Source organism: Gracilibacillus massiliensis (assembly GCF_001458115.1).
In the GTDB taxonomy this organism is placed as follows: domain Bacteria; phylum Bacillota; class Bacilli; order Bacillales; family Amphibacillaceae; genus Gracilibacillus; species Gracilibacillus massiliensis.
Genome location: NZ_CZRP01000013.1, coordinates 383116 through 402093 on the forward strand (window position 1 = coordinate 383116; position 18978 = coordinate 402093).

Annotated in this window: 17 protein-coding genes; 2 read left to right on the forward strand and 15 right to left on the reverse strand. The window is 36.2% G+C overall.

Features of this window, described 5'->3' with window-relative positions; all coding sequences use genetic code 11:
* Positions 1-2: 2 nt before the first annotated feature.
* The 9 genes from BN3107_RS14270 to BN3107_RS14315 form a co-directional block, all read right to left on the reverse strand.
* Positions 3-1298 (reverse strand): globin-coupled sensor protein, encoded by a 1296-nt coding sequence (locus BN3107_RS14270; RefSeq protein ID WP_058308313.1) that lies wholly within the window; start codon positions 1296-1298, stop codon positions 3-5.
* Positions 1299-1426: 128 nt separating this feature from the next.
* On the reverse strand, positions 1427-1705 hold the full coding sequence (locus BN3107_RS14275) for a rhodanese-like domain-containing protein (RefSeq protein WP_231735338.1): 279 nt from the start codon (positions 1703-1705) through the stop codon (positions 1427-1429).
* Between the two features lie 261 nt (positions 1706-1966).
* A complete protein-coding gene (locus BN3107_RS14280; protein ID WP_058308315.1) occupies positions 1967-3352 on the reverse strand; it encodes a dipeptidase in 1386 nt (461 codons plus the stop codon).
* Positions 3353-3662: 310 nt separating this feature from the next.
* Positions 3663-4796: a bifunctional cystathionine gamma-lyase/homocysteine desulfhydrase gene (locus BN3107_RS14290; protein WP_058308317.1), complete on the reverse strand. Its 1134-nt coding sequence runs from the start codon at positions 4794-4796 to the stop codon at positions 3663-3665.
* Between the two features lie 14 nt (positions 4797-4810).
* The gene (locus tag BN3107_RS14295) at positions 4811-5731 is read right to left on the reverse strand and encodes a PLP-dependent cysteine synthase family protein (RefSeq protein WP_058308318.1); all 921 of its coding nucleotides are present in this window, start codon (positions 5729-5731) and stop codon (positions 4811-4813) included.
* Positions 5732-5743: 12 nt separating this feature from the next.
* Entirely contained in the window at positions 5744-6211 is a 468-nt protein-coding gene (locus BN3107_RS14300) for an S-ribosylhomocysteine lyase (protein WP_058308319.1), read from the reverse strand.
* A gap of 15 nt (positions 6212-6226) precedes the next feature.
* The gene (locus tag BN3107_RS14305; protein ID WP_058308320.1) at positions 6227-6865 is read right to left on the reverse strand and encodes a class I SAM-dependent DNA methyltransferase; all 639 of its coding nucleotides are present in this window, start codon (positions 6863-6865) and stop codon (positions 6227-6229) included.
* 856 nt (positions 6866-7721) lie between these two features.
* Positions 7722-9332 carry an IS1182 family transposase gene (locus BN3107_RS14310; RefSeq protein ID WP_058308321.1) on the reverse strand — a complete coding sequence of 537 codons (1611 nt, stop codon included), beginning with the start codon at positions 9330-9332 and terminating at the stop codon, positions 7722-7724.
* Positions 9333-9471: 139 nt separating this feature from the next.
* Positions 9472-10110 (reverse strand): YhcN/YlaJ family sporulation lipoprotein, encoded by a 639-nt coding sequence (locus tag BN3107_RS14315; protein ID WP_058308322.1) that lies wholly within the window; start codon positions 10108-10110, stop codon positions 9472-9474.
* Between the two features lie 245 nt (positions 10111-10355).
* On the opposite strand from BN3107_RS14315, the gene BN3107_RS14320 reads away from it, so the two are divergent.
* Complete coding sequence (locus tag BN3107_RS14320) at positions 10356-10583, forward strand: YhdB family protein (RefSeq protein ID WP_058308323.1); 228 nt, start codon at positions 10356-10358, stop codon at positions 10581-10583.
* Positions 10584-10651: 68 nt separating this feature from the next.
* Here BN3107_RS14320 and BN3107_RS14325 read toward each other — a convergent pair whose 3' ends face one another.
* The 4 genes from BN3107_RS14325 to BN3107_RS14340 form a co-directional block, all read right to left on the reverse strand.
* Positions 10652-12199 (reverse strand): bifunctional GNAT family N-acetyltransferase/carbon-nitrogen hydrolase family protein, encoded by a 1548-nt coding sequence (locus BN3107_RS14325; protein WP_058308324.1) that lies wholly within the window; start codon positions 12197-12199, stop codon positions 10652-10654.
* 745 nt (positions 12200-12944) lie between these two features.
* Positions 12945-14141 carry an anti-sigma-I factor RsgI family protein gene (locus BN3107_RS14330; RefSeq protein ID WP_058308325.1) on the reverse strand — a complete coding sequence of 399 codons (1197 nt, stop codon included), beginning with the start codon at positions 14139-14141 and terminating at the stop codon, positions 12945-12947.
* The gene (sigI, locus tag BN3107_RS14335; RefSeq protein WP_058308326.1) at positions 14138-14869 is read right to left on the reverse strand and encodes an RNA polymerase sigma-I factor; all 732 of its coding nucleotides are present in this window, start codon (positions 14867-14869) and stop codon (positions 14138-14140) included. Before sigI ends, BN3107_RS14330 begins: the two co-directional genes overlap by 4 nt.
* Positions 14870-15211: 342 nt before the next feature.
* Positions 15212-16027, reverse strand: coding sequence for a S1C family serine protease (locus BN3107_RS14340; RefSeq protein ID WP_058308327.1), 816 nt, complete (start codon positions 16025-16027; stop codon positions 15212-15214).
* Between the two features lie 123 nt (positions 16028-16150).
* Between BN3107_RS14340 and BN3107_RS14345 the strand changes: the two genes are divergently transcribed.
* Positions 16151-16696: a beta-class carbonic anhydrase gene (locus tag BN3107_RS14345; protein ID WP_058308328.1), complete on the forward strand. Its 546-nt coding sequence runs from the start codon at positions 16151-16153 to the stop codon at positions 16694-16696.
* Positions 16697-16980: 284 nt separating this feature from the next.
* Here the strand turns inward: BN3107_RS14345 and BN3107_RS14350 are convergent, their stop codons facing one another.
* Both BN3107_RS14350 and BN3107_RS14355 read right to left on the reverse strand, forming a co-directional pair.
* Positions 16981-17811 (reverse strand): aldo/keto reductase, encoded by an 831-nt coding sequence (locus BN3107_RS14350; RefSeq protein ID WP_058308329.1) that lies wholly within the window; start codon positions 17809-17811, stop codon positions 16981-16983.
* A 79-nt stretch (positions 17812-17890) separates the two neighbouring features.
* Complete coding sequence (locus tag BN3107_RS14355; RefSeq protein WP_058308330.1) at positions 17891-18967, reverse strand: undecaprenyldiphospho-muramoylpentapeptide beta-N-acetylglucosaminyltransferase; 1077 nt, start codon at positions 18965-18967, stop codon at positions 17891-17893.
* Between the last annotated feature and the right edge of the window lie 11 nt (positions 18968-18978).

Sequence of the window (18978 nt, forward strand, 5' to 3'; positions counted from 1 at the left end):
ACCTATTTATTATTGGTCATGTCTACTAAGTCTTCTATAGCAGAAGATATCTGTCCAAACGACTGATGAACGTCATCTAACTTATGGAAGAACTGCTCAATTTCTGTTTCAATCGTATTGTTATGGCCCTTCGATTGATTCATTTTTTCGACTAATTCTACAAAAAATTGATGAATATCTTTCATATTTTGCGTACTACCGCTAACAGACTGTTGGACTTCGTCTACATATCCGGTTACTTTTCCTACTTGAGTATTGGTTTTTTCAATTAATCCTGTTACATTACTCACTGAATTTTTAGTTTGTTCTGCAAGTTTACGTACTTCATCGGCTACGACGGCGAATCCTTTTCCTTCTTCCCCTGCTCGTGCCGCTTCAATAGCTGCATTTAATGCTAAAAGATTGGTTTGCTCTGCGATATCTGTTACCATACTGACAATCGATTCAATTTGTTTCGATATATCTGCTAAACTACTACTTTCTTGTTTAATTCCATTCATCTTATCTTCCATCTGTTCCATTTGTTTTTCTTGTTCTTGCAGGTCTCTGCGGCGATCTTGAGATGACTTCTCCACATTTTCCGATGTTGCCGTTCCCTGTTGTGCTGAATTAAGAATATCTTCAAGTTGATGAACAAGTGATTGTGTGGAAGCAGCTGATTGTTGAAAAATGGCTGCTAAATCCTCTGATGTATCTTTTATTTTTTTATGCAACTCTTCTTTTTCCTGTTCTTGGTTATCATGCACTCTCTGGACTTCACTTTGATAAGCATCTAAAACAAGCTGTTGTTCAATGTTTAAGATCTTTGAAGTGGACGATACGGCAGTATAAAAGAAAGCTTTATCAGGTATTTTTTCAGCTAAAATAGTGAGTAACGAATTTAGTAAATCCTGAAACGCGCACATATACCACTTTGGTTCTAACCCAATTTTAAAGTGGATATGGGCAATTCTCATTCTTTTCTCAAAATACTGTTGATCAATTGTCCCATTAAACATTTCTTGAATATGTACGGTCAGCGTCTGTTTTAACCGTTCTATTGAACTGTTCTCTTCTATAATCTCCATTAATGATGACTCATTCTCTAGGTTTTTATAAAACTGTCCCACAATCTTGTCAATATTTTCTTCTACCCATGGTTTTATTTGCATAAGTGTTACCAAATCATCTTTTGTCAAATTGACCATTTTTAATTGTTTATCAAAAGATGAACCACTTTGAACATTTAGTGTAACTTCAAGTTCTTGTGACTTAGGACTGAAAGTATCGTGCTTTTTTTTATTAAATAATTTCCTCATTAATAATGACCCCTTTAATGTAATCTGGCTATTATATTAAAGACTATTTTACCACACTAATAGTACTTATAGGCTAAAAAAAATAAACCTTACTTTATTTCATACAAAAGTAAGGTTTATTTCACAATTTATACCATCTGTTCGATTTTCTTCTTACACTGACAATCTGTTAAGGTATAACCAATAACATCAAAGCCTTTATTCTTCAAAAAGCGAATCGCTAAATTTTTTTCTAAATGATTAGATGCAATCACATAAATGGATTGTGATGAAATTTCAGAATAATACCTTCTTAAGTAGGGAACTGGAATAACGATTGCCCCATCTACTTTATCTTTAGCTGCTTTTTGGTAATCACGGATATCTAAGATGGCTTTACCATGCTTACATTCTTTATTAGGTTCCACACAAGGGACGCCTTTAATTGGGACATACCTAGTATATATTAAGTGAGCAATAACGATTGTTATCACTATTGCGATCAACCACAGGATAAACATATAGATTATTCCTCCTATTACTGTTCTAAAAGGTTCATCCATATATTATACCCTGAATGGTATTAAGTCAACTAATGGATCTCACCATTTTTAAATTGGGACTTATTATTTGAATACATTTTTGTCTGGTTATGCCCCTCTTTGCTTCTATCATTATTATGTCAGCTATTATGAACGATTTACTCCTTGATAATTTTTCACAGATTCCCAGTAATGAACAATCGTTTTCATTCCTTTTTCGAAATGAGCGATTGGAAAACTTTCGTTCGGTGAATGGAGCCGGTCATCTGGTGTACCAAACCCTAATAATACTACTGGAATATCATATATTGCATCGATCCATTCAACAACTGGAATTGATCCACCCATCCGAACATAAACCGCTTCTTTATCAAAGGTTTCTGCAAAACTTGCCGCTGCTTTTGTAATCAGCTCGTGATTTGGGTCCACTTTATAAGCCTTTGCAGATAATGGTTCACGTTTAATGGTTAACTCGACACCTTTAGGCAGATGTTTTTCTATATGTTTTACTAAGAGATCTTGAATTTGTTTTGGATCTTGACCCGGGACTAATCGACAAGTCAATTTAGCCGTTGCTGTCGAAGGAATGATTGTTTTGGTTCCCTCTCCCTGATAGCCACTAAATAGACCATTAATTTCAAGGGTCGGTCGCGCCATCGTATGTTCCTTAGCGGTGTAACCTTTTTCTGAGACGGTTTTGGTTGCACCAGTAGAAACTGGATAATCTTCACTTGGAGCTTCTTCAATTAATTGTCGTTCTTCTGAGGTTAATGGTTCTACTTGATCATAAAAATGAGCTACCTGCACAACTTCCTGTTCATCTTTCATGGTCGCCAATAATTGCGCCATCGCCATTGCCGGATTTTTGATTGCCCCACCATAAAGTCCGGAGTGCAAATCATTGTCTGGACCTTTTAACGTGAATTCTAATCCAGTAAATCCTTTTAAACCATATAGTATTGTCGGCTGGTCTTTGGCGACCATCCCTGAATCAGAAATAACAGCAAAATCTGCTGAGAACTTTTCTTTTTGTTGATGGAGAATATCATATAAATTAGCACTTCCGATTTCTTCTTCGCCCTCAATACAAACTTTTACATTAATCGGTAATGACCCTGTTGTTTGTAAAAATGCCTTCAGCACAACTAAATGCATAAATACTTGCCCTTTATCATCACTTGCTCCTCGCGCATAGATTCGTCCATCTCGTATTTCTGCTTGGAATGGATCGCTTTTCCATTGATCAAGTGGGTCTGGCGGCTGTACATCATAGTGTCCATAAAACAATACAGTTGGTTTATCTTCTCCAGCATCCATCCATTCAGCATATACAAGTGGATGGCCTTTTGTTTTCTGCAATTCAACCGTTTGGAATCCTGCCTCTGTTAAATAATTTGAGACAAATTCTGCCGCCTTCGTAACATCCTCTTTATGGCTGGAATCCGTACTCACACTAGGTATATGTAAAAATTGCTTTAGTTCTTCAATATGTTTCTCTTTATTTTTTTCAAGATATTCTATCACTTCTTGCATAACGATCACTTCCTTTTCCAATTATCCTTCCATAGTTTAACATGTACGAATTATATTTGTCTTTAAAGAAACTCATGGACAGTTTTAATGTGTATGCTCTCATTGTGTCCATAAGAATGAATCTTATAGACATTTTTTTCATTTTCTACTCCTTTTTGACCGTAAGAATTATTCTTATGGACACTTTTTCCGTTTTCTGCTTCTTTTTGTCCGATAGATCGATTCTTATGGACACTTTTTCCGTTTATTACTCTTTTTTGTCCATAAGAAAAAGCACCCACCTTTTTCAAAAAAGATAGGTGCTTTTTCTTTAGTTTAATCCTTTTGACAGATCTTCTATTAAATCATCGACGTCTTCAATCCCTATTGATAAACGAATCAGTCCATCAGTAATTCCTAGTTCTTCACGACGATCTTTTGGAATCGATGCATGTGTCATTCGGGCTGGGATTGAAATTAAGCTCTCAACAGCTCCAAGACTTTCTGCTAATGTAAAAAAGTCTACTTTACTTAGAACATGGTCCGCTTTTTCGCCACTTCCGACATCAAAGGCAATCATACCACCGAAACCTTGTGCTTGTTGATTGGTAATATCATGTCCTGAATGATTTGCCAAACCTGGATAATATACCTTTTCTACGGCTTTATGTTGATCCAGATAGGACGCAATTTTATTGGCGTTCTTTTCAATTGCTTCCATACGAAGACCGAGTGTTTTGATTCCTCTCATTAATAACCAGGCATCTTGTGGACCAAGAACAGCACCTACTGAGTTTTGGATAAAATGAATATCTTCGGCCAATTGGTCATCCTTAACAACAACGAGACCTGCTACCACATCGCTGTGACCACCGATGTATTTTGTCGCACTGTGCAAAACAATATCTGCACCTAAGTCCAATGGTGTTTGCAGGTATGGTGTTGCAAATGTATTATCGACAACTAATAATAAATTATGTTTATCTGCAATTTCTTTCATTTTTTTCAAATCCGTTACTTTTAACAATGGATTTGTTGGTGTCTCGATATAAAGCATCTTAGTAGTTGGTTTAATCGCCGCTTCCACAGCTTCGACATCACTTGTATCCACAAAGGTATGAGATAAATCGATGCGATCTAATACTTTCGTTGTTAAACGATAGGTACCACCATACACATCATCTGTTAATACGACATGGTCACCTGCTTTTAACAGCATCATCACAGAAGTTATCGCTGCCATCCCTGAAGCAAATGCAAAACCCGCTTTTCCATTTTCTAATTCTGCTGTTACGGTTTCTAAAGCATGTCGTGTCGGATTACCAGTACGAGAATATTCATAACCAGTATGTTTTCCTGCTTCTGGTTGTCGGTACGTACTTACTTGATAAATTGGTACAGATACAGCACCTGTTTTTTCATCACCCGTAATACCACCATGGACCATTTTTGTTTTTCTTTTCATTGTAAAACCTCCTCTTAATCAAACGGGTAAATATCTTTACTTAAATATCGCTCACTGCTATCAGGAAATACGGTAACAATATTGCTTCCAGGTTTTGCAGCTTGTGCTTCTTTTAATGCAGCAACCATTGCCGCTCCTGAAGAACTGCCAACAAGAAGTCCTTCCTTTTCCGCAAGTTGTTTTACCATATTAAAAGCAATCGCATCTTCAACGGTATGGATCGCATCAAATAATTGACGATCCATATACTCAGGCAAAAACTCCATTCCAATACCTTCCGTACGATGAGGTCCTGCTTCCCCACCGGCTATTATGGATCCCTCTGGTTCCACTATGACTGTTTTTACTTCAGGGTTCTTCTCTTTAAAATAACGTGCTGAGCCAGAAAATGTTCCACCAGTTCCAGCGCCTGCCACAAAAACAGAAACATCTCCATTTAAATCTTTATCAATTTCTGGAGCTAACGAACGGTAATAGGTATCTGGATTTGATGGATTTTCGAATTGTTGAGGAGAATAACTATTTGGTATTTCTGATAATAGTTGTTTTGTTTTATCAATAGCCCCTCTCATACCATCTTCACGTCTGGTATGAACAATTTCTGCACCCAATGCTTGCATCAATAGTTGCTTTTCTCTACTGAAATGTTCAGGTACGACAAAAATGACACGGAACCCTTTATTTACTGCAGCTAACGCAATACCAATTCCAGTATTACCTGCTGTCGGCTCAATAATAGTACCGCCGGGCTGTAACTGACCAGATTGAATGGCATCCTCAATAAAATTTAATCCCAACCTGTCTTTGATACTTCCCCCTGGATTAAAAAACTCAAGTTTTGCAAAAAGGCGTACACCGTCTGGAAGAGAAAAATTCGTCAATTCCATTAACGGTGTACCTCCAATTAATTGTTGTATATTTCGATATAGTGTCAATCTAATCCCTCATTATTCTGCAAATACGATATGCCATTCGTTTTTCTTAGCTAACATATTTTCAGCTATTTCTTTAGCACCTTCTAAGCTGTGATTAGCTGCCCAACCACATTGAACTTCATTACATGCAGGTACTTCCGTTGCTTCTAATACATCGTTTAATGTTTTTTCTATAGCTGTTATCACTTCATCGTAGCTATCATTATTGATAATCGCTAAATAAAATCCTGTCTGGCACCCCATTGGACTAATATCTAAAACATTATCTATATGATTTCGAATATTTTCTGCCATTAAATGTTCAATGGAATGTAGGCCTGCCATCTCCATATGATCTTTATTAGGTTGGCAAAAACGGATATCGTATTTATACACTTTGTCCCCGTTTGCACCTGTTGTAACACCTACTAAACGTACATATGGTGCTTTAACCTTTGTATGATCTAAATTAAAACTTTCTACATTCATTTTTTCTGTCATTATTGATCACTCCTCTTATTGTTTTTTAGCAATAAATAACCAAACAAACTTGTTCCGCTGCTTTGCTTCAAAACTAAAACCATTTTGCTCGAAAAGTTCCTGCAATTCCCCTAAATGTGGATAATACTCTCGGTTTAGATCTTCTAACAATTCCAGATAACCTTTTTGTGATGCTTCCTGTTTGATTTGCTCTTCTGCTTTCTGATTTTCATAAACCGTGTCAGCAAATACAACGCGCCCATCTTTAGCTAGAAGGGAATGAAATTTAGTAATTGCTACGTTCTTCTCTTCTTTGGTTAGGTGATGAAAAGCATAGGTACTTACAATGGTATCCACTTGTTGCTTTGGCAAGGGATAATCAAGGAAATCCCCTTCGTAAAGTTCTAACTGTGGTAATTTTTCTTTAGCAAGTTGGCGCATTGGTTCCGATGGTTCTACGCCAATAACTTGCAGATCTTTAGCTAATATTTTTTCTGTTAAGTTACCTGTTCCTACACCAAATTCCATCACTTTCCCTTCAGAAAGCTTGGCTACTTCACTCAGTATTGTATCATATCCTTCAAATACATCTCTATATTGAGGGTCATGTCCTGTAACGGCCTCATCATAGGAGGATGCCCATTCTTCAAATACTTCTAAAAACTCTCTCCCCATCTGAATTCCTCCAGTATATATCAATTCATACTATTTTACTCTGTTTTATCGGAATTGATACTAATATAGCACAAAATACGGACTCTTGCAATAAAGTGAGACCTCATCAATATCGATATTGCGGACGATTATACCTCAAAATTAAAACACAATTGATGCAATATGTGTTATTGCGCAATATATGGATACTACTCAATAAATGATGTAGCCATTTTGACAGTAAATTTGTGCGTAACAATCGCTACGGCTTGTTCGCTTCCCTTTCCATGGGGTTTTTCCTTCAGCTAACTTTTCCAAGCAAAAACCGCATGGAAAAGTGGATCTTCAGGAAAAACGAGTCCCATAGGAGTGGAAGCGAACGCCTGCGCTAATTAAAGTTCTACAATAGATGCAAGAGTTTAAATAAAGACTACTATCTCATAATGTAAACGAAATACTTATAGAAAGTTCAAAATGATAGCTGTGACAACAGTTGTAAAATCCATTTAGAGCGAAGGCGGCCGCTTTCACTCCTGCGGGATGTTTTTACCCTAAGATCCACTTTTAAAGTGAACTTTGCTTAAAAAGTTAGCTTAGGGTAAAAACCCGCGGAAAGGAAAGCGGGCAAGCCGCAGCGGTTGCAAAGCACATATAAAATCTCATAATTACCTCTTCAGCTATGTCGCAGTTTCTTCCTAATACGCATAAAAAGGGGCTGTCGCAAAATGCAGAGTATGCATTAGACGACAGCTCTTTTTTCCATTGGATTGTGTATTTAAGGTCGATCCTTTTTATTTCGGTTGGGTTGTTTGGTAATAATAGGATAATAGAACGGTTTTTGACACACTTAAATAAGCCTCCACTTTTTCAAAAATTTTTAAGCTGTCTTTAATGGATGGTAATAGAGACGGATACGGTTCGATTGAATTTTTGTATGTATTTTATTGAGATTATAACCAAATGCCAGAATCATTAACTCATTTCGCACATTGTTTATTCCTCTTGAATGAAACTTTTTCAAATGATAATCTTCCTTTATGACACCAAAAGTTCCTTCTACTTGTATGGAACGATTCATGCGATAGAGCGTGCCTGTTTCTGTTTGAATATTTTCTTGCGCTGTTTCTCGGAACGCAAGAAATTGCTTTGCTACGTGTAGTTGTCGATTACCTTTCGCTTTTGTACATTTCTCCTTAAGTGGACAACCTGTGCAGTCTTCACATTCGTAGACGGTTACCAAAGATTGGTAGCCTGTCTGCGAGGTTCGTGTATAGTTTCGAATCGCATGTAACTGCTTGTCATTTGCGCACGTGTACGTATCGGTGCTTTTGTCGTAAGCCATATTTTCTCGGTGTTTGATTTCCTTTTGGAACGAAGCTTTTTTCTTTCGTTCATGATTTTGTGGCTTGATATAGGCCGTCTGCTCCTGCTTCTCTAAATACACATAATTTTCTTCGCTTTCGTATCCGGAATCCGCGACGATATGGCGATAGGTGAAAGGGAGATGTTCCTTTAGATAGCGAAGTAGCGGAATCAATGTCGTCGTGTCGTTACGATCTGAAAAAGCATCGATCCCCACGATGAATTCTGCATCCACGGCAGCTTGGACATTGTAAGCTGGTTTGAGTTGTCCGTTTCTCATATGATCGTCTTTCATTCGCATAAACGTGGCATCATGGTCTGTTTTGGAATAACTGTTCCGTTTTTCTCCCATAATCTGCTGGGAAACGTCATATTGCTTTTTGCGTTGAAGCATGTCCTTTACTTGTTCATGGTATCGTTGAGGGACGGTTTTTCTTTTCCCTTTACCATAAACAAACACGATTTGTTCTTCTTCCTGTCGTTCTTCTAGGAAGGCAAGAACCTTTTTTAAATCCTTATGAAATGTCTCATAAGAAGTGTGGAACATTTTACAGTAAGTTGTATTGATCTGTTCTAGGAGTGTTTGCCATTTCACGTACATGTTCGTTTCATATTTGGTGATGGCCTTTTTCCATACAAAGGAATACCGATTAGCATAGGCTTCGATTTTGGTACCATCAATATAGACGGTTTCTCCGGTAATCACTTCTTGTTGGTAGAGCCACTCGATTTGTTGGAAAAAGAGCTTTGCCATCACGTCATCTGTTAGGTATTTTTTCTTGAATCGACTGATGGTCGCATGGTCAGGAGCGGGATACCCTTGGAGAAGCCAATGAAAATGAATGTCCCGACGACACGCCTTTTCAATGGCGCGTGAAGACGTGATTTTTTGGGAAGCCGCGTACGTAATGATCTTAAATAAAATGACTGGATCGACTACCGGTTTTCTCCCTTTTGGAGAGTATGCCTGTAGTAATTCTCTGTAATCCATCCTTTCACATAAGAGGCAATGGAGTCGGACCGAATCATCTAATGGAATCATTACTTCCAGATCCATCGGCAGATATAGTTGATAATTTGTCGATGGTTGCGTATACTGAGTTTGTGTTATTAGTTTATTGGTCATAAGTTAATAATACACGAAAGCAGGCCCTTTGTGGTCTGCTTTTTTTGTCTTCACAAAAAAACTGTTGCACAATCTAAATTCTTGATTGTGCAACAGCCCCTTTTTATTTATTGCAATTTTTATGCAAGTCACTTTTCATTTATCTTAATGATTCATTATCTTCATCTGGAAAAACTCTTTCGATCATGTTGCCAATTCGTCGGAAGAACCCTTCTACTGGTTGACCATTATCAACATCATTTGTGTATTGATCAGCTAAATCAAAAAAATCTGGATTCGTCGAAATATAAACATTATCAATATCATTATTGACAGATTTCACAGCTTTTGTAATCTTGTCCTTTGTTGCTTGGCCTAGTTCGCTATTATTCTTACTTGAATTATCTGTACGTTTGTCCCAAGAAGCAGCAACATATGCATTATTATCAGTGGTTAGGACATACGCGCGATCGATTTCTTCAACATCCGTTTTTATTTTGTCAGCAGCCTTGTCCGCCACCTCGTAATTATTGCCTTCACGTCTTGAATTTGCCATGTTATCAGCATCACGATTTGTTTTACCATCAAACATAAATTGATTATTTTCATTTCCTTGTCCACGCTCTGTATTATTTGCACGATCTGTCATGGGCTCGTTTGATGTTTGGTTATAGCCTATCGGTTGTGTGTTATTTCCGTTATATTCACCATCTTGTTGGCCATACTCATTACCCCCGCATCCTACTAGTGTCAATGACGCTGCAAACGTTAGTGCTAGAGCTGGTTTAGATAATTTCATCTGATTACCTCCCTTTTTTAGAATCAACATTAGTATGGGAGGAATCAATATTACTTATCCGAAATAATATATGGTAAGAAGTCCAAAAGAACCTCTGATTTAATTGTTTTTTATCACAAATAATAAAGGTGACTTCAATCATTGGATCTTTTAAACACCTATTGATTGATGACGAAATTCATCACTGTTTCAAATCCCCAACTGAAAATCTAAAAAGTAAATTTTAAAAAAAGGGGGATTTATCATTGTACAATATTGATTATGATAAAGCTTTGTACTATACACTTTGGGGACAATGGGATGATCTGCTTGTTTTAATGGTACGAACCAACGATGATTTACTTTCAAAAAAAATCGAACAGTTTTTACATGCTTATCATTATCCCATTTCAAATGAGTATTTAATAAATAAACACGAACAACTCATGTACTATATAGATCATGCTTTGATCAGTAGTCACATCGAAGTATAAAACCTGCAAAACTTATCATAGTGCTAGCTTCCGTTCTTTCTCGTCACCGTTTTGATTAAAGGGTGACATTACGGGCGGTTAGCACCGTGATAATTCACTTCAAACAGGTCTCTTCTTCTATCACGTAATTGACGAACTGTTCCTGACTTACGTTGTCTTCTTAAGATCTCTAAATCGACATCTCCAACTACCACGGTTTCGATGTTAGGGTTACATTCACCGACTATACCATCACGAGCAAATTCAAAATCTGATGGCGTAAAGATTCCTGACTGTGCATACTGTATATCCATATTTTCTACCTGTGTTAAATTACCTACAGTTCCAGCAATCACCGTATATACTTGGTTTTCAACAGCACGTGCTTGCGCACAATAACGGACTCGAAGATAGCCTTGACGATCGTCTGTACAAAATGGAACAAAGATAATATTTGCACCTTGATCTACTGCGTAACGTGATAATTCGGGAAACTGAATGTCATAACAGATCTGAATAGCTATCTTGCCACAATCTGTATCAAAAACACCAATTTGATCCCCTGGTTGAATGCCCCACCATTTACGTTCGTTTGGCGTTACATGTATTTTATACTGCTTTTCTATCGTTCCATCACGTCTAAATAAATAAGCAATATTATAGACGTGATCATTTTCTTCAACAAAATGTGAACCACCTACAATATTGACGTTATACTTCACTGCTAAGTCTGTGAACAATGCAATATAATCCTCGGTATATTCCGCTAACTTTCTAATCGCTTTAGATGGCACTTTTTCATCTAGAAAGGACATTAATTGTGCCGTGAAAATTTCTGGAAAGACCGCAAAGTCTGAACCGAAATCATAAGCAACGTCCACATAATACTCCACTTGCTTTGCAAATTCTTCAAATGAATCTATCCGTTTCATCATATATTGAATCACCGTAATTCGAACCGGAAAAGCTGTTTTAAAGTGACGTTTTGTTTGTGGTTGATAATCAATGTTATTCCATTCCATTAACGTTGCATACTGTGCGGACGCATAATCATCTGGTAAGTACTTAGGATTAATACGCATCACCGAAAAACCATTCATAATTTGAAAAGTTAAGACAGGGTCATATATATTTTGATTGGTTACTTCTTCTACATACTCCCTTGGTGTTAATTCTTTTTGATGTTTATGATAATTGGGGATTCTACCACCAATAATAATGCTCTTTAAATTCATTCGACGTGCTAAATCTTTTCGTGCTTCATAAAGGCGCTTTCCAATCTTCATTCCTTGAAAGGATGGATCGACCATCACTTCAATTCCATATAAATTATATCCATCAGGGTTATGGTTGGTGATATATCCTTCATCGGTGATATCATCCCATGTATGCTGATCGTCGTATTCATCAAAGTTAATAACAAGACTAGAACAACTGCCAATAATTTGGCCATCATATACGACACAAAACTGACCTTCCGGAAATATAGTAAGATGACTCTCTAAATGTTCCTTTTTCCATGGTTCCATTTTAGGGAAACATAATTTCTGTAATGCAAAAATTTGTTCAAAATCGGCACTGGTTATATTTCGTACGATGATTTTCTTTTCAAAGTTGGATAAATCGATTTTTGACAAACTGTTTCATCCCTTCTCTATGGTCTACTAAAAATTATAACGTATTTTAAATAGACATGCCCATTTTAGGAAGAGACAGAAACAAATTAATTTACCTTCAACCCGAAACGTGATCACTTTCAAGGAATGATGCTACACATTATCAGGATACTGCGCAATAAATGGTGTGGTAATTTTGAGATAATGTATGTGCTTAAAACCGCTACGGCTTGTCCGCTTCCCTTTCCACGGGTTTTTCTCCTCAGCTAACTTTGGTAAGCAAAGATCACTTACCAAAGTGGATCTTCGGATAAAAACATCCCGTTGGAGTAGAAGCGGACGCCTACGCTACTTTGATATTTTACAACGCTAAAATCAGTAAGCTTATTGGTATTTCTATCATTTGAAGAATTTGTTATTTGGCTTAAAAATTCAAATTACTAGCAGGTACAAACATTGTAGAATTATTCAAATAGCGGAGGCCGATTGCGAAGACTCCTGCGGGAACAGGGCGAGCTGAAGATCCATTTTTCAAAATAAAATTTATTTTATTTTGAAAAATTAGCTGAAGCCGTCCCCGCGGAAAGCGAAGCAATCGGCCGGAGCGCTATGTTAGCACACTACTGGTTTCAAAATTACCACAATAGCGCAGTTTCTTCCAATGGTACACTAAAAAACCCGATCGATTACAAATTCGCGGAATTTATAAGCGTTCGGATTTCTTTTTTATTGAATCTGTTTTGACACAGCTAATTAATCATTATATTCAGTTTGTCTTTCCATTTCCTTTACCAGGATGATTATTTATATGTTTATTAGAATTATGATTTCCTTTATGATCTTCTTTCGTCTTTTTATCATTTAGTTTATGTTGTTTGTTGAAATTAGGTTTTTTCTTTTTCTTTGCTTCCTTACTAACTCTTTGCCCGTGGTTATCTTTTTTTAATGTTTTCTTAGCTTGCGAACCTTGACCTTTTTTTTCTTTATTTTTTGCTTTTTCACTGACTTCTTGGCCATGTTTTTGTTTTTCCTGATTTTTTGCTGATTCTTTAACCTTCTGACCATGATTTTCCTTTACTTCTCCATTTACAGCTTTTTTTTCTTGAGAACGTTCGTTAGCTTGAACTGGAAGTACTTTTGGCTCTTTAGACGATTCAGAGGCGTCTGATTGATCTTCTTCTACAGAATGATCATCTTTCTTTTCTTCTTCCTCATCCTTATTATAGTAATTTTGAATAAGTTCTTTTTCTTCGTCATCTAATGAGGAAGAGGTGTTATTGTTTTCAGACGAGAGATTGGTTACCTCAGAATTATCCGAATTATTTATTTGTTCTGCAGTCAATTGATTCATGGAAATATGGTCTGTTTCGGCTTGTGTTCGTAACTCTTCCGCAACTTCATAAATAGCTACTTTATATCCAAGTTGTTGATAATATTCATCGATTTTTTCTTCAAATTGTTTATTCTCTGCTTGATTGTCATAGTAACTTACAGCCATTAATACTGGACGATCTTTATTCAGACCAAGTTCATTTTGAGAAAATTCAATTAGTTCATCTGTTAAAGAAGTGATCGTATGCCCTTTTAAGTCCATATTTTTCAATAATTGATCCGCATCTTTATTCATTGCTTCCATCTCTAATACCTGATAGTCCTCGTCAATCATTACCTTTATACTTGGGTTAATATCAATATTTACGACTGCATAGGCTTCTTCGTCTTCTGCTATCCATATGTACATTGGACTTAATAATAGCAGACAAATCAAGATCATCGGCGCTATTTTCCACTTTGGACCACCTATAAAAAACAAAGATAGAAACCAAGACTTTTTTTTAGGCTGGTAATATGTTTCCATGCCTATTTCTTTTTCCTTTATTGGTATAGCTTTATGGAACATACCGTTTTTATCCATTACAATAGTATATCTTTTGTTATGCTCCACAATAATTCCTTTTTTCACAGATCTACCCCCTCGAGGTATTCTCTTAAATATATATAATCTCCAGTAAGAATAATAAAAACAGTTAGAATATATTTACGATTTCTTTCTAACGTTTTTTTGCTTACACTAACCAGATTTAACAACCTTTTGATTGGAACACGCTTTTTGGTACAAACATATTCATACAATGATGGATCCTCTACTAATTGCTTTGCTGCGAAAACAGCAGACTCTCTAGCATCACGATGTTTAGGAGAAATTTTCGTTAATTCATTAAAGGAAATTTTGTATTCTTTTAATTGTTTTGATAATTCCAATATTTCTTGCTTGCGGTACCAGGATTCTTGCTCCAATTGAAAAATCTTCTTTGCTTCAGAAATTTCTAATGGACTATCTTCAATTTCTTCTTCCTCACTTACATCAAGTGATGGATACATATATTGTCGTTGTTCTTTTCGAATGTAATCAATTACTTTTCGTTTTATAATAACTTGTGCAAATGCGAGAAAAGACGCACCTTTATCTTTTGAATACAGTTGGATTGCCTCATTAAAAGCAATCATACCTACACTAAATTCATCATTATTTTTTTTAATATATCGTTTGCATACATCAGACACACATCTCGCTATGTATGGTTGATATGCCTTTATAATTTCATTTCTTAATTGCTCATCCCCCCGTTGAATATATTCAATTTGGTCTTCTAATCTATAATCTCTATCGATTAACTGGCTTTCTAACATATCCAGCACCACCAGTCCTTTATATTTTTCGTATAATCTATCCGTTTTTTTGTCTGTATTTAATATATCAATTTAATTTTTTAAAATTTCAATGGTTTATTTTTGTCACTTTGTCTAGAATATAAGATGTTGAATGATCTATCTACCATAATTTGATTACAAATAATTAAATTTTATTTTCAATAAGTAGTTCATATGTCATGCAGTGATTAATTTATATCAGTTCTCATCTATATACACCTAGTTCTAATGACTCTAAGTCACTGATTTTGACTTTTTGGTCAATTAACCTTGATATGTTTACCCATTTTTCATAAAAAATAAACCTTTATCTTCAAAGGTTTATCTAAGATCATGTAGATATTCTATTGGTACAGCTAATCCTACCCGACCGTGTTGCTCCTTTTTCTGTGTTGCAAATACAACTGCAATTACCTCTCCATCCTGATCAATCACCGGACTACCACTATTGCCTCGGTATACTGGAGCATCCAACATATAAACAGGTTGATTCCAACTTTCCAACTCTGTCATACCAATCAAATCCCCTTGATTAGCGATGCCGTTAAAACGTAACGGATTACCAATAAAATAAACATCTTTAATTGGAGGCGATGTACTCTCATCGGATAACGATAAATGTGGTAAGTTCTCTGCTTCCACATCTAATAATGCTAAATCTATTTCTGGATAAACCTCCACTACTTCCCCATTAAACAAGCCTTGTTCTTTGAATGCGACGGTGATTTTTGATTGATCTTCAATAACATGATGATTGGTGATAATATAGCCATCATCCGAAATAGCAAAACCTGTCCCTTTATTATCTGCACCTTCTATGACGACTACGGCTTCCCGATAGTCCTGTACCGTTTCATTTTGCAATAATTGTGCAGATGTTTTAATAAATTCAATGGCAGGTATCGAAAAGGTTTGCGGAAGTATTGCAATAACTTGAATAAACATCGCGATCGCAATCGACCAGATCGCCCATTTCGGAAAAGGTCTTTTCTTTCTTCCTTCTTCTTCTCGCAGTTCTTTTTCTTTTAGTTTTTGTTTTTCTATTTGAACAAGTTCATACATCTCTTCAGGATCTATTTCTTCGTAAAGGTCTTCATCTATGATATCCCACTCTTTTTTTTCTTCCGTATCTCGCATGTCACACCTCACCATAATCGACCTATTTTGAATTCTATTATAGCATGTTTCAAAGGTATTTTGATTGAAGAAAAAGCAATATTCTTTTATATTAGTAATAAGACTTTAAAAGGAGTGTAAAAAATGTTATTAGATGAAATTCTAGATTATAATAAGCAATTTGTCGAAGATAGAGGGTACGAAGTTTTTGAGACAGATAAATTTCCTAACAAGCGTGCTGTCATTTTCACTTGCATGGACACACGATTAATTGAATTATTACCTAACGCCTTAAATTTAAAAAATGGCGATGTTAAAATGGTTAAAAATGCAGGCGCGATCTTAAATGATCCCTATGATAGTACGATGAAAAGTATCCTGGTAGCAATCCATGCGTTACAAGCGGATGAAGTAATTGTAATTGCCCATCATGGTTGTGGTATGAATGGCTTTAATACAGAAGATTTTGTTAATTTAATGAAAGACAAGGGAATCGAACAATCGGCAATTAATAGCTTAGACAAAGATCCAAAAGAATGGTTAACTGGGTTCGATGATGTAACCGCAAATGTCGAGCAATCAGTACGAATCATCGAGAACCATCCACTATTACCAGAAGATATCCCAGTACACGGTTTAGTAATCGATCCAGCAACAGGAAAACTGGACTTGGTGAAAAAGGGATACTAAATCAAATTTCATCAAGCAACCATACGTTGACTGAAATCCTAAAATTTACGTTAGTTCTAAAACATTTGTTTTCTTCACGGGAATCCACTCATTCTAGGCGGGAATTCTCTTTCTCTTAACGGGAATTAGCCTTGTGTAGACGGGAATCATGTGCTGATTGGCGGGAAAAAGGGATAATTCCCGTTAAGCGAAGACTATTTCCCGTCAACAATAGTAGTATTCCCGTGAAGAAATATATATTAAAGGTAAAAACCACCAGTTTAATTAAACTGGTGGTTTTTATATTATACGTCGTAATCGAATTCGTCTGGGTGTGGTCCGATTCGTTTGTTTTCATCCATGCTTGCCATTTTGTCCATATCTTCAGAAGTTAATTCAAAATCGAAAATATCAACATTTTCTTGTTGACGTTCTTTATGAACAGATTTTGGTATCGTTATAATACCGCTTTGATATTGCCAACGAACTATTATTTGCGATGGTTTCTTATTATGTTTTGCAGCAAGCTCTTGTAATACGGGATGATCAAAATAGCGAGCTTTACCTAATGGAGCCCATGCCTCTACTTTAATGTCATGCTTTTCACAAAAATCTCTTACTGCTTTTTGCTGCAGTTGCGGATGTAATTCTACTTGATTGGCAACAGGCTTAATTTCTGCTACTTTTAAGAGTTCCTCTAAATGATGAGGCTCAAAATTACTTACACCAATTGCTTTGGCTTTACCATCTCGGTAAATTTCTTCTAACGCTTTGTACGTTTCTGTGAATTTACCTGGCACTGGCCAATGAACGAGATATAAATCCACATAATCCATTTGTAGACGTTCTAAACTTCGCTTGAAAGCTGCTTTCGTTTCATCAAATCCTTGTTCATCGTTCCACACTTTTGTTGTAACAAAAATGTCTTCACGCGGCACATTGCTATCTTTAATCGCTTGTCCTACACCTTCTTCATTCCCATATAAAGATGCAGTATCGATATGACGATAACCTAGTTCCAAAGCAGATTTGACCGCATGATATACTTCATCACCTGGCTCTGCTTTGTACACACCTAGTCCGACTTGTGGAATTTCTGTACCATTGTTCAATTTTAATGTTGAAGTTAAGCTCATTTCAGAAACGCCTCCTTAGTTTGTTATCATGTACATCCCCTATTTTAATAAAATCTTGCTTTTCTAGAAAGAAAACTGCTTATCTATTTTCTGCTTGCTGCTTAATAATGTCGATTACTCTTTCTTTCGCTTCACTTGATCGATAGTTATTCATTCTATCCTTGATATCTAATTTATCTTTTTTTAACTGTTTTAGCGCTGTTGTTAAGGACTCTGTTGTTAATTGTTCTTCTTCTAACACTTGAGCATAACCTTGTTTCTCAAAAGATTCTGCATTTACAATTTGATCGCCTCGGCTAGCATTTCTGGATAGTGGTACTAGTAACATTGGTTTATTTAATGCTAAAAATTCAAAGATAGCATTTGCACCAGCTCGAGAGCATACTAGATCAGTTATTGCTAACAAATCCTTTAATTCATCTTGGATATATCCGTATTGAACATATCCTGGCTGTGTATACTGCTCATCTATATTGTCTTTTCCACAAATATGTACAATTTGGAATTCTTCTAATAATTGATCAAGACCTTCACGAATGGCCTGGTTAATCTTTTGCGAGCCTGCACTTCCACCCATTATAAGTAACACGTTTTTTGAACCACTAAAACCTGTTAATTGAAATCCCTTTTTACGGTTACCTTTATACAGTTCTTCCCGGACAACAGCTCCGATCCATTCTGCCTTCTCCTCTGGTAAATATTTTAATGTTTCAGGGAACGTTGCCAGTACTTTTTTGGCAAAAGGTATCGCCAATTTATTGGCAAGCCCTGGTGTATAATCGGATTCATGAATGACAGCAGGAACGCCCTTTAATCGAGCAGCCACCAGAACCGGCACCGAAACAAACCCACCTTTTGAGAAAATGACAGTAGGTTTCTTTTTTCCAATAATTCGGCGTGCTTGCCATGTTCCTTTGAGTACCTTAAATGGATCTTTAAAATTCTCTTTAGAAAAATAACGTCTAAGTTTGCCGGTAGATATTGGATGATAGGTGACACCTTCAATAGATTCAATTAATTCTTTCTCGATTCCATCTTTCGAACCAATATAATCTACCGACCACCCTTCATTAAGAAACTCTGGAATGATCGCAAGGTTGACCATCACATGTCCAGCAGTTCCTCCTCCAGTAAAAATAATTTGTTTATCTTTCAATATAATCTTCC